The sequence below is a fragment of the Salinicola corii genome (genome assembly GCF_008298015.1).
Classification (GTDB): domain Bacteria; phylum Pseudomonadota; class Gammaproteobacteria; order Pseudomonadales; family Halomonadaceae; genus Salinicola; species Salinicola corii.
Window position 1 is genome coordinate 303897 of the sequence record NZ_VTPX01000004.1, and the last position, 13712, is coordinate 317608.

At 64.5% G+C, this 13712-nt stretch carries 14 protein-coding genes; 9 read left to right on the plus strand and 5 right to left on the minus strand.

What is annotated here, in order from left to right; all coding sequences use genetic code 11:
• Nucleotides 1-57 precede the first annotated feature (57 nt).
• From F0A16_RS09820 to F0A16_RS09830, 3 genes are all read left to right on the plus strand, one after another.
• On the plus strand, nt 58-1260 hold the full coding sequence (locus F0A16_RS09820) for an NAD(P)/FAD-dependent oxidoreductase (protein ID WP_149435206.1): 1203 nt from the start codon (nt 58-60) through the stop codon (nt 1258-1260).
• Nucleotides 1261-1428: 168 nt separating this feature from the next.
• Nucleotides 1429-1704: an HU family DNA-binding protein gene (locus F0A16_RS09825; RefSeq protein ID WP_035472794.1), complete on the plus strand. Its 276-nt coding sequence runs from the start codon at nt 1429-1431 to the stop codon at nt 1702-1704.
• Nucleotides 1705-1843: 139 nt separating this feature from the next.
• The gene (locus tag F0A16_RS09830; protein WP_149435207.1) at nt 1844-2200 is read left to right on the plus strand and encodes a hypothetical protein; all 357 of its coding nucleotides are present in this window, start codon (nt 1844-1846) and stop codon (nt 2198-2200) included.
• A gap of 90 nt (nt 2201-2290) precedes the next feature.
• Here F0A16_RS09830 and F0A16_RS09835 read toward each other — a convergent pair whose 3' ends face one another.
• From F0A16_RS09835 to trpB, 3 genes are all read right to left on the minus strand, one after another.
• The gene (locus F0A16_RS09835) at nt 2291-3004 is read right to left on the minus strand and encodes a pirin family protein (protein WP_149435208.1); all 714 of its coding nucleotides are present in this window, start codon (nt 3002-3004) and stop codon (nt 2291-2293) included.
• Nucleotides 3005-3145: 141 nt separating this feature from the next.
• On the minus strand, nt 3146-4015 hold the full coding sequence (trpA, locus tag F0A16_RS09840) for a tryptophan synthase subunit alpha (RefSeq protein ID WP_149435209.1): 870 nt from the start codon (nt 4013-4015) through the stop codon (nt 3146-3148).
• On the minus strand, nt 4012-5337 hold the full coding sequence (gene trpB / locus F0A16_RS09845; RefSeq protein WP_149435210.1) for a tryptophan synthase subunit beta: 1326 nt from the start codon (nt 5335-5337) through the stop codon (nt 4012-4014). The genes trpA and trpB overlap by 4 nt, the downstream gene beginning before the upstream one ends.
• 115 nt (nt 5338-5452) lie before the next feature.
• On the opposite strand from trpB, the gene F0A16_RS09850 reads away from it, so the two are divergent.
• On the plus strand, nt 5453-6418 hold the full coding sequence (locus F0A16_RS09850; RefSeq protein WP_149435211.1) for a LysR family transcriptional regulator: 966 nt from the start codon (nt 5453-5455) through the stop codon (nt 6416-6418).
• Here F0A16_RS09850 and nanR read toward each other — a convergent pair.
• Together nanR and F0A16_RS09860 are read right to left on the minus strand one after the other, a co-directional pair.
• Nucleotides 6379-7116, minus strand: coding sequence for a transcriptional regulator NanR (nanR, locus tag F0A16_RS09855; protein ID WP_149435212.1), 738 nt, complete (start codon nt 7114-7116; stop codon nt 6379-6381). The two genes, F0A16_RS09850 and nanR, sit on opposite strands and share 40 nt — an antisense overlap.
• A gap of 106 nt (nt 7117-7222) precedes the next feature.
• Entirely contained in the window at nt 7223-8287 is a 1065-nt protein-coding gene (locus F0A16_RS09860; protein WP_149435213.1) for a Gfo/Idh/MocA family protein, read from the minus strand.
• A 233-nt stretch (nt 8288-8520) separates the two neighbouring features.
• Between F0A16_RS09860 and F0A16_RS09865 the strand changes: the two genes are divergently transcribed.
• The 5 genes from F0A16_RS09865 (at nt 8521) to F0A16_RS09885 (ending at nt 13710) form a co-directional block, all read left to right on the plus strand.
• Nucleotides 8521-9261 carry a D-apionate lactonase family protein gene (locus tag F0A16_RS09865; protein ID WP_149435214.1) on the plus strand — a complete coding sequence of 247 codons (741 nt, stop codon included), beginning with the start codon at nt 8521-8523 and terminating at the stop codon, nt 9259-9261.
• A complete protein-coding gene (locus F0A16_RS09870; RefSeq protein ID WP_149435215.1) occupies nt 9258-10457 on the plus strand; it encodes a D-apionate lactonase family protein in 1200 nt (399 codons plus the stop codon). Before F0A16_RS09865 ends, F0A16_RS09870 begins: the two co-directional genes overlap by 4 nt.
• Nucleotides 10458-10639: 182 nt before the next feature.
• Nucleotides 10640-11995 (plus strand): MFS transporter, encoded by a 1356-nt coding sequence (locus tag F0A16_RS09875; protein ID WP_149435216.1) that lies wholly within the window; start codon nt 10640-10642, stop codon nt 11993-11995.
• Between the two features lie 33 nt (nt 11996-12028).
• A complete protein-coding gene (locus F0A16_RS09880) occupies nt 12029-12829 on the plus strand; it encodes a sugar phosphate isomerase/epimerase family protein (protein WP_149435217.1) in 801 nt (266 codons plus the stop codon).
• Nucleotides 12826-13710, plus strand: a complete 885-nt coding sequence (locus tag F0A16_RS09885; protein WP_149435218.1) for a phosphogluconate dehydrogenase C-terminal domain-containing protein — start codon at nt 12826-12828, stop codon at nt 13708-13710. The genes F0A16_RS09880 and F0A16_RS09885 overlap by 4 nt, the downstream gene beginning before the upstream one ends.
• The last annotated feature ends 2 nt before the right edge of the window (nt 13711-13712 follow it).

Below are 13712 nucleotides of genomic sequence, written 5' to 3' on the forward strand. Positions count from 1 at the left end.
CGAAGGCGGCGTAGTGTACCATGAGGCCTCAAGACGACCGACCGAACGAGCCCCGTAATGAGTCAATCCGATCACTCCACCGCCCCCCTGACGATCGTCGGCACCGGGATGGCCGGTGTGGGCCTGGCCCGAGCCATTCGGAGCCGTGATGGCGAGCGGCCGATCACCCTGATCGGTGCCGATAGCGGCGACGAGTACACTAAGCCGCTGCTCTCCAGTGCGTTTGCCAAGCGCCAGACGGCGCAATCGCTGGTCATGCGCGATGCAGTGGGCCTGGCCGCGACGCTGCGGGCGCGGGTTCGTACCCATACCACCGTGGATGCCATCGAGACCGACGACCATCGGTTGAGGATCGGCGCCGAAGTTCTGCCCTATGGCCAACTGGTGCTGGCGACCGGCGCCGCGCCATGGCAGCCGTTCGAGGTGGCATCCTCGCTGCACGGCAGGATATTCCAGATCAATGATCTCGATGACTACCGTCGCTTGCGCGGCGTGCTGGATCGTCATCCCGGGCGCCAGGCCCGCATCGCCATCATCGGCGCTGGCCTGGTGGGGTGCGAGTTCGCCAATGACCTGCATGCAGGGGGGCACCGGATCGCCCTGATCGCGCCCGAGACGACGCCGCTCTCACGTCTGCTGCCGCCACCGTTGGGGCGGGCACTGGGCGAGGCCTTCGCCGAAGCCGGCATTCTCGGTTATTTCGAACGTCAGGTCTCGGCACTTCACGACAATGGCGAGGGCGTGACTCTGGTACTGGACGACGGTGAAGCGCTGGAAGCGGACCTGGTGCTGGTCGCGACGGGGCTGCGTCCACGCACGGCACTTGCCGAGGTGGCGGGGCTGGCGGTCTCGCCAGCCGGTATCCTGACCGACCGGCGGCTCGCGACCAGCGCGCCGAACGTCTTCGCGCTGGGTGACGTTGCCTGTGTCGACGGTCTCGATGCTCCGGCCGGCGGCTTGAGTGCCATGTACGTTCAGCCGCTGCAGGCCGCTGTCAAAGCGCTGGCGGCAACGCTCACCGGCACACCCACCGAGGTGGCCTACGGCGCCTGGCCGGTGGTGGTCAAGACACCGCTGTTGCCGATTGTCGCACTACCGCCGCGCGAGGTCCCCCATCATTGGCGGATAGAGGGGGAGGCCAGTGATTTCAGCGCCTTGGCCGAGGATGAGGGGGGGCGGTTGCTGGGTTTTGCGCTGACCGGCCGCTGCGTTCGTCGTAAAGTCGAACTGGCGCGAGCTGCCCCCCCGTTGCTAGGCTAGCTCCGGTGGCTACGGTTATGTAAGCCATGAATCGTCACCTGATGCTGGACAAACCGCGCCCCGAGCGGCTTATTATGCGTTCGGAGGGCATTTCCCTCATCGAGAACAACAACTCGTTTAAGATGCGAGGTGTGTCAGGTGACGCCATAGCCAAACTAGGAGGGCTCTATGCGTAAGCCAGAACTCGCTGCGGCGATTGCCGAGCGTGCGGATCTTTCGAAGGACAAGGCCAGTCAGGTGTTGAACGTCATTCTCGACGAAATCACCGGTACGGTTTCCAAAGGTAGCGATGTCACTTTGATCGGTTTCGGTTCATTTACGGTTCGCGAGCGCGCCGCACGGACGGGTAAAAACCCGCAAACTGGCAAGCCGTTGAATATCCCGGCCAGCAAGACCGTGGCCTTCAAGCCCGGCAAGGCTCTCAAGGACGCCGTCAGCAAGTAAGGTGTAATTCGGGTTTCGAATTCCCGAGTCGCTCATCCGCCAATGAGCGCAACGATAGCCGATCCGTCCCGATGCTGGCGGGTCGGCATTCTTCCACACGATGCATCCCCTACTCTGATGATCGGTCGTGCGAGGTGGCATGAAGCTCAAGTTGATGCTCTGGTGGCTGGGCGTGATGCTCAAGCGCGCACGGTCGCGCAAGGCGGCGTTTCGCGAGAGCCTGGAGAAATTCCAGCGATTCGATTGGGGCGTTGCCACGGAAGACCTGTCGATTGCCCGTCATTATCGAATGACCCCGCAAGCCGTCCACAGCGACACCGGTCTGCCGGTGGACCTGACGCTGGAACTGCGCTTCCGTGACGCCGATAGTGCCACGCGCTTTCTGCGCAAGCCTTCGCAGCGTGCTTTTCGCGAAGGGCTGTTCGATGGTCGATTGCGTCTGGTGGGCGACTCCCGCGATCTGGAGCGATTGCAGGGCCTGCTGAAGTATCTCTAGCCACGAGCCACGAGCCACGAGCCACGAGCCACGAGCCACGAGCCACGAGGCCGGCAACGCCCCTGTCGCCGGTATCGCCTCACGCCCGTGTCACTGCTGCAACAGGGCTGGCAGGTCGAAGACCAGAACTTCGGCATCCTCTCCCTTTTCCAGCACGACCCCCGGCTCATCCACGAGCATCAGCGCGTCGCCGCCCTCGAGGCGCTGGCCGTTGGCCTCTATACCGCCCTTCACTACGTGGACATAGCTTTGGCGCCCCTTCTTCAGCGTCAGTTCCGCACGCTCGTCGCCATCCAGCAGCGATGCGTAGATGAGCGCGTCCTGTTGCAGCGTGAGCGAGCCCTCGCGGCCATCGGGCGACAGGATCAGACAGAGCCGGCCGCGCTTGTCCACCTCGGTGAAATCCTTCTCGGCGTAGTGCGGGGTCAGGCCACGCGCCCGCGGGAAGAGCCAGATCTGCAGGAAGTGGACCGGCTCGCTGGCGGAGTGATTGAACTCGCTGTGCTCGACCCCGCTGCCGGTGGTCATGATCTGCACCCGGCCGGGGCCGATCGCCGAGCCGTTGCCCAGGGTGTCACGGTGGGCCAGTTCGCCGCTCAGCACGTAGGAGAAGATCTCCATGTCCTGATGACCGTGCTGGCCGAAGCCCTGCCCGGACGCCACGCGGTCCTCGTTGATGACCCGAAGCACGCTGAAGTGGACGTGCTTCGGGTCGTGATAGCCGGCGAACGAAAACGAGTGATAGCTCTTGAGCCAGCCGTGATCGGCATAACCGCGCTCGTTACCGCGTCGAATCGTCAACATGACTTGTCTCCTCTCGTCTGCTGGGCGCTGCAAGCTTCAGCTTGGCGCAATGGAGACAGTTTATCGCCTATATAATCGAACAAAAGCGCGTTTTTATGCGCATATACGTGCTTAAAATCGAACGATAGGGCGCGCTCAGGATTAACCTCTCCGGGCACCCTGAATCGACTCGGCCAGTTTCCGCGTCAGCGTCAATGCTCCTTCCACGCCTGTCTCGGCGAGCCGCTCGACCAACGCGCTGCCGACGACAACGGCATCGGCAATCCTGGCGACCGTAGCCGCCGTGTCGCCATCGCGCACGCCAAAGCCGACCGCGACAGGCAGGGGCGACTGTCGCTTGAGCTCGATGAGCGATTCGCCCAGCGAAGCCGCGATATCGGATCGCCGGCTACCGGTCACACCATTGAAGGCGATGCGATAGACGAAGCCATCGCCCTGGGCGAGCAGTGCCGGCAATCGTCCGGGCGGTGTGGTCGGCGCCACCAGCGGAATCCGCGCCAGGCCCAGGTCGCGTGCCTTGGCCGTCAGTGCGGCGCCGTGCTCCGGCGGCAGGTCGACCAGGATCAGTCCATCGACGCCGGCCTCTGCCGCCGCTTGCAGAAAGCGATCCTCGCCGCAGCGCTGGAGCGGATTGAGATAGCCCATCAGCACGACCGGGGTGTCGTCATCGCGTCGCCGAAAATCGCGCACCATCTCCAAGGTGCGCGCCAATGTCTGGCCCTTCGCCAGGGCGCGCTGGCCGGCGCGTTGAATGGCCACACCGTCGGCCATCGGGTCGCTGAACGGCATGCCCAGTTCGATGACATCGGCGCCCGCTGCCGGCAGCCGGGCGAGCAGGTCGCGGCTGGTTGCGGGATCGGGGTCCCCGGCCATCACGTAGGTCACCAGCGCGGCGCGATCCTCGACACGTAGTGCCGCGAAACGACGCGCCAGGCGCGAGTCGGTGTTCGGAGAGACGTGGTTCTGGGTTTCGGTCTTCAGCGTCTCGGTCTTCGACGATAGCGCGTTCATGATTCGACCTCCTCGGGCATCAGGTGGCGGGTGATGGTGTCCATGTCCTTGTCGCCGCGACCGCTCAAGCAGACCACGATGGTCTGGTCCGCTTCCTGCCTTGCGGCCAACCGCCCGGCGTGATGGAGCGCGTGGGACGACTCCAGGGCGGGCAGGATGCCCTCCAGCCGGCAACACAGTCCCACCGCTTCCAGTGCTTCGTCGTCGGTTACCGCGACGTAGCTTGCCCGACCGCTGTCGTGCAGATGCGCATGCTCGGGGCCGATACCGGGATAATCGAGACCGGCGGAGATCGAGTGCGCGTCGCGAATCTGGCCGTCGTCGTCCTGCAGCAGGTAAGTGCGATTGCCATGCAGAATGCCGGGGGAACCGCCGTTAAGGCTGGCGGCATGGCGGCCGCTCTCCAACCCTTCTCCGGCCGCTTCGACCCCGACCATGACGACCGCGTCGTCGAGGAAGGCGTGAAACAGCCCCATGGCATTGGAGCCGCCGCCGACGCAGGCGATCAGCGTATCCGGCAGGCGGCCCCGCGCCGTCAGCAGCTGTGCGCGCGTCTCGATACCGATCACCGCCTGGAAATCCCGCACCATGCGTGGATAGGGCGCCGGCCCCGCCACGGTACCGATGATGTAGAAAGTGTCGTCGACGTTGGTCACCCAGTCCCGCAGCGCCTCGTTCATGGCATCCTTGAGCGTCGCCGTGCCGCTGTGGACAGGCACGATCTCGGCGCCGAGCAGGCGCATGCGCTGCACGTTGGGCTGCTGGCGTTCGATATCGGTCGCGCCCATGTAGACCACGCAGCCGAGGCCGAGCCGCGCGGCCACCGTGGCGACGGCGACGCCGTGCATGCCGGCGCCGGTTTCGGCGATCAGCCGCTGGCGCCCCATGCGTTGTGCCAGCAAGGCCTGGCCCAAGGCGTTGTTGATCTTGTGCGCGCCGGTGTGATTGAGATCCTCGCGCTTCAAATAGATCTGCGCGCCGCCGAAATGTTCGGTCAGGCGCTCGGCGAAGTAGAGCGGCGTGGCGCGGCCAACGTAATCGCGACGCAACTCGTTCAGGCGTTCCTGAAAAGCGGGATCGACGCGGGCGGCGTCGTAGGCGGCTTCGATCTCGCCGATCAGCGGCATCAGCGTCTCGGCGACATAGCGTCCGCCGTAGCCCTGGTTCAACTGAGTGCCGTGGCCATCGCCCGGGCTGCCACCAAAAAATTTCCGGGAGAAATTTTTGACGTCGCGGCAGCGACGGCCCGAAGGGTGACCGCCAGGGACGGCGGGTACAAAAAAGCCGTTCTCGTCGGGAAGAGTCTTCAGTGTCGAGTTCATCAGTCAGATCCGGTCGATCGATTCGATGCCCTCAGATTAGGCTGGAGGCGAGTGGGGGAAAATCGATAAACTCTCCATATCATGTGAGAAAACCTCACCTAATGAGAGGATCGAGATGGCCACGCTACCGTCTCTCAACGCGTTACGCGCCTTCGAAGCCACGGCCCGCCTGGGTAGCGTCAGCGCGGCCGCCGACGAACTTCATGTCACCCACGGTGCGGTGAGTCGTCAACTTCGGACGCTGGAGCATCATTTCGGCGTCGAGCTGTTCGAGAAGTCCGGGCGCGGGCTCGTGCCGACGAATCACGGTCGCACGCTATACCCTGCCGTCGGTGAGGCTTTCTCACGCTTGAACGAAGGTTGCACGGCACTGACGCGCCATCTCGACGAGGCGCCGTTCACGCTGGCCTGTCCCGGCAGTTTGCTGGCGCGCTGGCTGATTCCACGGCTCGACCAGCTCAATGCCGACCTGCCCGAGCTTCGCCTGCGGGTGGTCTCCAGCGAGAACGAGCTTGATCCGCGTCGCGAGGATGTCGATGCCACGCTGCGTTTCGCTGCGCCGCCCTGGCCCAACGACATGGCGGTGATCCCGCTGATCCCGGAACGCATCGTTGCCGTAGCGACGCCGGAGATCTGGACGACGGCAGCGAAGGACTCGGCCCATGCCATGCTCCAACGCCTCACGCTGCTGGATACGGCGTCGCGGCCGCAAGCCTGGCCCGAATGGGCGGCCGCCATGGGCGTCGATGATGTGACGCTGGCCACGGCACGCGACGAGGGGCGCAGTTTCGAGCATCTCTACTATCTGCTGGAAGCGGCGCTGGCGGGGCTGGGTGTCGCCATCGCGCCGCAGTTGTTGGTGGCGGGCGAGCTACGCCAAGGGCGGCTGGTGGCACCGTGGCCCACGATCGAGACCGATGCGTCGCTGGGGCTGTGGCTGGCGCCCGGCGTCGATGCTCGGCGAGGCGAGCGCCTCGCCGAGTGGTTGCGCCGCGAGCTGAGTCAAGGCGTCGGCGCAAGGGGAAAGCCACCGGAGGACGATCAGCGGTCGGAGCCGTCCCCGAGTGACTCGGCGCGCTGACGATAGAGCTCGCTGGTTCGAGTGAGGTGGTCGCGCATCGCCTGCTCCGCGGCGTCGGGATCGTTGTCGGCCAGGCAGTCGACGATCTGATGGTGCTCGCGAAGGGAGACGTCTTCCGCCCCGCGGAAACTGACGATGCCGAGATGATAGTCCTTCAGCCAGTGGAGCATGGCGCGAGCCGTCGCCGAGAAGATCGGGTTGCCGGTCATGTCGGCGATTGCGCTGTGAAACGCCATGTCGCACTCGATGAAGGCATCGCCGCGTTGGCTCCGCTGCATGTCGTCGATCAATCCGCGCAGTTTGTCGATATCGTCGGGCGTCGCCCGGGTCGCGGCCATCCGTACCATGCCGGCCTCGAAGAACAGTCGTGCCTGCTTGAGGTGGTCGATGTTCTCGGCATCGTCGTCGAGCAGAAAGCGGGCAGTGGTGTCGAACTGGGAGATCATCGAGTGAACGGTGACTTCGCTGACCCGCGCTCGCTCGCCGTGGTTGATGGTGATCCTGCCCATCGCGGCGAGTTGCTGCATGGCTTCGCGGATTGCCGGCCGGCCTACGCCGTAGAGCGCCATCAGTTCCCGTTCGGGCGGCAGTTGATCGCCGGGTTGCAGCTTCTGTGCACGGATCAGCGCCAGCAAGCGTTCCAGCACTTCGTCCGATAGCTTGCGTCGGCGGATCGGACCTGCAGCGATGTCATTCATGAATCTTCCTGTTCTCGAGTACGGAGTGGCCGTCGATCGAACCCATGTCAGGACGTAGGATAATCGCTTCGGCGATCGACAGAACAGTCGCCTGCCCGAACTCGCCCTAGCGGTTCCAGCGTTCGGGAATCACGCTCTGGTGCGTTGCCGCCGCCTCGTAGGCCGCTTCGACCAGCGCCAGGGTGTTGTAGTTGTCCTCGCCGCGGGTCTCGATCGGGCGGTTTTGCCGATACGCTTCGAGCCAGTCGGCCTGAAAGGCGAGCACGCTGGCCTGGATCGGTACCCATGGTGATTCACTCCAGGCAGGCGGCTCGGGCCGGACCGTCTGCACCACGCAGTGGCCCCCGGTATCGTGGATCTCGAGGACGAAATCCTGGCGCAGGCGCAGCGAGCCGTGGACGCCGTCGACCTCGATCAGACTCTGCGGGAACGGATCGTCGGCGAGCCGGGTGGCATAGCTGCAATCGACGACGGAGGTGATGCCGTCGTCGTGTTGCAACATCAGGGTGGCGACGTCTTCACCCGCGATCGCGGCGTTGATCCGCGTGGTCTCGCAACTCAACCGCGCCACCTCGCCGAACAGGGCGCGGGCGATATCCAGCACATGAATGCCCAGGTCCTCGAGGATGAAGCGTTCCGCCCGGGCCAGATAGGGCTGGGCCGCGTAGACATCGAAACCGCTGCGATAACTGATGCGGCCAAAGAAGGGGCGGCCGATTCGCCCGCTGCGCAGCGTCTCGATCGTCTGGCGAACCGCATGTTGCCAGCGGAAGTTCTCGTGGATGCCGAGGCTCACCCTGCTCGCCGAGCACTGCGCGATCAATCGGCTGGCGTTCTCCAGCGAGCCGGCGAAGGGCTTCTGGCAGATGATATCGACGCCATGGCGGGCCGCCAGCGGGACCAGCGCCGCATGGGAGGGCGTGGTGGTGGCGATATCCACGAAGTCCAGCTCCCCGGCGAACGCGGCGAACAGGGTTTCCGCCTCGGTATAGGCGGCTTCGACGCCGAATAGATCCCGAAAGTACGCCAGTCGTTGCGGATCGCGATCGCACAAGGCGACGATCTCGACGCCTTTTCCCATCTCATGGAGATCCCGCCACGCTCGCATCTGGTTTTCGGCGAAGAAACCGCAACCGATCAGCGCGCCCCGCACAGTTCGCTGTTGGGTCATCTGAATCCCTCCCGCATCCGCTGTTGTTCATGGTCCGTCCCGGGCCCGGCTCGCCCGGAACGGATGGCGTAACGGCATTAAACCGATGCATTGAGGTCATGTCATCATACCAAAAGTCGAATGGCGCCCAGCGTCAGAACCGCCATCATCGGTTCGAGACCCGTGCCAGAAAGGGGTGTCCCGGGGGCGCTTCAGCGGACTTATTGACGGCATCGACGAGAGAAGGAGAGCACATGGGGACGGACGGCCCGGGCTTGATTCGGCAATACGGCACGGCGACGCCGGAGCCGGCGCCGTGCCATATCCAGTTGGGAGCGTTGTCGTTCGCCTGGCAGTCGGGCGCCCTGCGTTGGCTCCGTATCGGCGATATCGAAATCGTGAGGGGGATCGCTGCGGTGCTGCGTGACCCGCAGTGGGGCACCCATACGCCGATCGTCGATGACAAGCGGATCGAAGTGGCGCATCGCCATGCCAGCCTGGCACAGGATTTTCATCTATCGACCGACGGTCCTGATGCTGGCGGTGAGTCGTTGCTGCGTGGACAGTTGCGGATCGAGGCGACCGAGCATCGGGTCACGGTGGACCTTGCCCTCGAAGTCCTCATCGATTTCACCACGGCGCGCAGCGGCGTGAGCATGCTGCTGCCGCTGGCGGGTGTCGTCGGCGGTGAAATTCAGGTGCTGCATACGGATGGCCAGCGGGAGACCACGCGGCTGCCCCACCTGATCAGCCCCTCGCAGCCGCTGTTCGATATTCGGCAACTACAGCTTTCACCAACGCTCGATGTCACGGTGAAGATCGATTTCGAGGGCGATGTGTTCGAAATGGAAGATCAGCGCAACTGGTCGGATGCCTCATTCAAGATCTACAACCGGCCGCTGGCCTGGCCGACGCCCTACGTGCTCGGGGCGGGGGACCGGGTCGTGCAGCGGGTGGTCGTCTCTGTGGTCGACAGCGGGAGAACGCCCGGATGAGAACCGACGTCCACACGCTCCGGCTCGGCGGCCCGGCCTCGACGCCACTGCCGTCCGTCGGCTGCGGTCTATGGTTGGATCGCATCAATGATCTCGGCCGGCTGGCACGGCAGCTCGATGCCGTCATGCCACGGCATCTGGATGCGCTGCTCGATCTGCGCAGCTCCCGGGCGCTCGAGAATCTGCCCGGCTTGATGGTCAGCGCGGCCGAGCGCGACATCCCGGTATGGCTCTACGTGATCTGCGATGATCACGATCCGACGGGCTCGCTCTCGACGCTGGCACGGCGGCTGGAGGGGTTGCCTGGCCCCCCGGCCGGCATGCTGGTGACCCCGGCGGCGTACCTCAAGAGCTACCAGCCGGATGGCGTCTGGCCTTCGGGCACATCGCCCGGTCAGGCACGGATGGCAGCGCGTGTACTGTGGCCGGAACTGGCGCTGGGCGGCGGCGTGCCGACCTACTTCACCGAGCTCAACCGCTGTCGCCCCGACCCTTCATCGATCGATTTCATCACCCATGCCGTCTCGCCCATCGTCCACGCCGCGGACGACCGCTCGGTGATGGAAACCCTGCAGAGCGTGCCGGATATCGTCGCTTCCTGCCGGGCCCTGGCGCCGACGACGCCTTACCGGATTACCACCACCGCCATCGGTGCCTGGACCAATCCGTATGGCGAGTGTCTCACGCCCAACGATGGCAGCCAGCGCGTGACCCTGAGTGACGACGACCCGCGCCAGCGCGGGCTGTTCGCTGCGGCCTGGGGCGTCGGTTTCATGGCCCGCGTGGCCTATGCCGGGGTCAATGCCGCCACACTGTCGTCCCTCGGTCCGCCGTTCGATATCGGCGCTGATTCTCTCTATCCCGTGGGCCACGCGATCGCTGGCCTGTGCCGGGCAGCGGGGCAACCGCTGCGGCAACTGAAACTCGGCGGTGCCGAGCTGGCGGCGCTGGCCTGGCAGACCGAGCTCCTCGCCGTTATCGAGGTATGGATCGCCAACCTGAGCGCGGACGCCGTGCCGCTGTACATCGAGGACGTCGACCTTCTCGAACTGTCACGACTCACTGCGATGGGTGATGGATTTCAGCCGGCGCCGAGCATGGAGGCGCGTCTGCGCGCCGGTGAAACCGATCGGCTCGCGGGGTTCGAGATTCTCAGACTCCGCGTGCAGAACCTCGGGTCGGGTCCGGACTGCTAGCGGCTTCATATCTTCATCGATAGAGACTTGCCGATGACCGCGGCAATGCCCGGTCTACGACGTTTGCCGTATTGCTGTAGTGGTATGATGACCTGATGATCGCACAACTTGCCACGATATGGCCGACATCGACGGGTCATGCCGTGGTCACTGACAACGCTTTTGCGGGAGTGGGAGCGATCATGGAACACGCGGCAGCTTCATCGGTGGAAACGTCCGCCATTCGCAAGGTGGCATGGCGCTTGGTGCCCTTCGTGGCCCTGATGTTCTTCATCAACTATCTGGATCGGACGGCGATCTCCTTTGCCGCCCCCAACGGCATGAACGCCGATCTGGCCCTGAGTGCCGCGCAGTTCGGTTTTGCCTCGGGCATCTTTTTCGTCGGCTACATCCTGCTGGAGGTACCCAGCAACCTGGCCCTGCATCGCTTCGGCGCGCGCAAGTGGCTGGCCCGGATCATGGTCAGTTGGGGCGTCGTGGCGCTGCTGTTCACCTGGGTGGACAGCGCCGGCGGGCTCTACTTCCTGCGCTTCCTGCTGGGCGTGGCCGAGGCCGGCTTCTTCCCCGGCGCGATCCTGTTCCTGAGCCTGTGGGTGCCGGCGCGCTATCGCAGCCGGATCCTGGCGCTGTTCTATCTGGCGCAGCCGTTGACCACGGTAATCGGCGCACCGTTGGCGGCGGCGTTGATCCAGCACGACGGCGCGTTCTTCGGGCTGGCGGGGTGGCGCTTCATGTTCTTCGGCGTGGCGATACCGGCGATCGTGCTGGGCATCGTCGCCTGGTTCTATCTGGTCGATCGCCCGGCCGATGCGCGCTGGCTGACGGCCGAGGAGAAGGCGTGGTTGACCACCGAGCTCGAGCGGGAGTCCCGTCAGAAGCTTGGTGCCACTCAAGAGAAGAAAGGGCTCAAGCAGGCGTTCTCCAGCGGCCGGGTATGGGCGCTCTGCGGGATCTACTTCGGTTTCATCTACGGTCTTTATGCGCTTGCCTTCTTCCTGCCGACGATCATCGGCGGTTTCGAGGCGCAGTTCGGGACCCATTTCGGCCTGATGCAGAAAGGCCTGATTACAGCCGTACCCTATCTGCCGGCCGCGATCGTGCTCTATTTCTGGTCTCGCGACGCCACGCGGCGCGGAGTGCGCAGCTGGCATATCGCCGTGCCTGCTTTCACCGGCGCCGTCAGCGTTCCGCTGGCGCTGTTCATGGATTCGCCCGCCGCCACGGTAGCCATGATCACCATCACGGCGTGCTCGATCTTCGCCGCGCTGCCCAATTTCTGGACGTTGCCGACTCGCTTTCTCGATGGCGCCGCGGCCGCGGCGGGTGTGGCGCTGATCAACACCATTGGCAATATCGCCGGATTCTCGTCGGGGTATCTGACCGGCGCGCTGCATGATCTGAGCGGTGGTTATACCGTGCCGATGTTCGTGGTCGGCGGGTTCATGGCAATGGCTGGGGTGATGATGCTGATCATCAGCCGTGAGCCCGCCACGCCCAGCCGTCGCGCGACCCCCCACAACGCCACCGCCGGACACTGACGATGGCTTCCTGCAACCGATACCGGAGCAACCATGCGGATTGGACTGAGTACCTACGCCTTTTTCTGGCGCGGATCGGACCGGGTCGAGGAACCGATGTCGCTGGAAGCGATGCTCGAGGAGACGGTGGCGCTCGGCGGCGATGTCTTCCAGATCTGCGACTATCCGGTGATCGAGGCTTTCGGCACGGCACGACTGAATCAACTGCGCGCGCAGGCGGAGCGTCTCGGCATCCGGCTGGAACTCGGCACCAAGGGCGTGGCGCCCGACCATCTCGGTCGCTATCTGGATATCGCCGAGCGGCTGGGCGTATCGCTACTGCGCAGCATGTTGTATCGCGACGAGGATCGGCCCACCACCGAAGTCGCGATTCAGCGACTGGAGGCGATCCTGCCGCGATTGCGACGACAGAACGTCACCCTGGCACTGGAAACCTACGAGCAGGTTGCCATCGATGACTTGATGGCGGTCATCGAGCATCTCGACGATCCGCATATCGGCATCTGTCTCGACCCGGCCAACTGCGTCGCCGCGCTGGAAATGCCGCTGACGGTCGTCGAACGCACCGCCCCGCGGGTCGTCAACCTGCACGTCAAGGATTTCCATTTCACTCGCGCTCCCGGTTGGGTTGGGTTCCAGCTTACCGGCTGTCCGCTGGGAGAGGGGCAATTGCCGTTCGACGCCATGATGCGGCACGTCGATCCGGCATCACGCGGTATTTCCCAGGTCATCGAGCACTGGCTGCCCTGGCAGTCGGATGCGACGACGACCTGCCGCCTGGAGTCCGAGTGGACCCGGCGCAACCTGGACTTTCTAAGGAGCTATACACCATGACACAGACAGTTAGATCGATCGCGCTGGTCGGGGCCGGCGGCAAGATGGGCATGCGCATCTCGGCCAACCTGGCGCGCAGCGACTTCCATGTTCACTACTGCGAAAACGCCACCGAGGGCCAGCAGCGCGTCCGCGACGCGGGGAGAACCGTGTCGGGCATCGATGACGTCATCGCCGATTGCGATCTGCTGATTCTGGCGGTGCCGGACATCGTGCTTGGCAAGGTTTCCGAGGCGCTGGTACCACAGATGAAGGCTGACGCGACACTGCTGATGCTGGATCCGGCCGCGGCCTACGCCAACCTGCTGTTCCAGCGTGAAGATATCCACTACGCCGTGGCGCATCCCTGCCATCCGTCGGTTTTCCTCGAACGCTACACCCGGGAGGAGCACGCCGATGCGTTCGGCGGCGTGGCGGCCACGCAGTCCGTCGCGGCGGCGTTCGAGAGCGGTAGCGACGCCGAAAGGGCGGCGCTGGAGGCGGTGATTCGCGTAATGTATGCCCCGGTCGATGATGTCCACTGGATTACCGTCACCCAACTAGCCTATCTCGAGCCGACGCTGGTGGAGACCGTCACCTGCATGCTCGGCACCTTCATGCAGGAGGCGCTGGACGAGACCGTCGCGCGCACCGGCGTACCGCAGAAGGCTGCAGAGGCAATGCTCTACGGCCATATCCAGATCGCGCTGGCGGTGGCGTTTCGCAGCACCAATCCGTTCTCGGACGCCTGCATGATCGCGATCGACTACGGTCGCGAGAATATCCTGCGCGACGACTGGAAGAAGATTTTCGAGCAGTCGGAGCTCGATAAAGTCATCGCGCGGATGCTGAAGATCGACCGCGTCCGTCGCGACGAGTCGGCACCGCCGGCCAGCGCATGATC

Coding starts and splice junctions, on each gene's coding strand:
- F0A16_RS09850 (WP_149435211.1), top strand. CDS start 5,453: ATGGCCACGCTACCGTCTCTCAACGCGTTACGCGCCTTCGAAGCCACG.
- F0A16_RS09835 (WP_149435208.1), bottom strand. CDS start 3,004: ATGTTGACGATTCGACGCGGTAACGAGCGCGGTTATGCCGATCACGGC.
- F0A16_RS09820 (WP_149435206.1), top strand. CDS start 58: ATGAGTCAATCCGATCACTCCACCGCCCCCCTGACGATCGTCGGCACC.
- F0A16_RS09875 (WP_149435216.1), top strand. CDS start 10,640: ATGGAACACGCGGCAGCTTCATCGGTGGAAACGTCCGCCATTCGCAAG.
- F0A16_RS09865 (WP_149435214.1), top strand. CDS start 8,521: ATGGGGACGGACGGCCCGGGCTTGATTCGGCAATACGGCACGGCGACG.
- F0A16_RS09880 (WP_149435217.1), top strand. CDS start 12,029: ATGCGGATTGGACTGAGTACCTACGCCTTTTTCTGGCGCGGATCGGAC.
- F0A16_RS09830 (WP_149435207.1), top strand. CDS start 1,844: ATGAAGCTCAAGTTGATGCTCTGGTGGCTGGGCGTGATGCTCAAGCGC.
- trpA (WP_149435209.1), bottom strand. CDS start 4,015: ATGAACGCGCTATCGTCGAAGACCGAGACGCTGAAGACCGAAACCCAG.
- F0A16_RS09825 (WP_035472794.1), top strand. CDS start 1,429: ATGCGTAAGCCAGAACTCGCTGCGGCGATTGCCGAGCGTGCGGATCTT.
- F0A16_RS09870 (WP_149435215.1), top strand. CDS start 9,258: ATGAGAACCGACGTCCACACGCTCCGGCTCGGCGGCCCGGCCTCGACG.
- nanR (WP_149435212.1), bottom strand. CDS start 7,116: ATGAATGACATCGCTGCAGGTCCGATCCGCCGACGCAAGCTATCGGAC.
- trpB (WP_149435210.1), bottom strand. CDS start 5,337: ATGAACTCGACACTGAAGACTCTTCCCGACGAGAACGGCTTTTTTGTA.
- F0A16_RS09885 (WP_149435218.1), top strand. CDS start 12,826: ATGACACAGACAGTTAGATCGATCGCGCTGGTCGGGGCCGGCGGCAAG.
- F0A16_RS09860 (WP_149435213.1), bottom strand. CDS start 8,287: ATGACCCAACAGCGAACTGTGCGGGGCGCGCTGATCGGTTGCGGTTTC.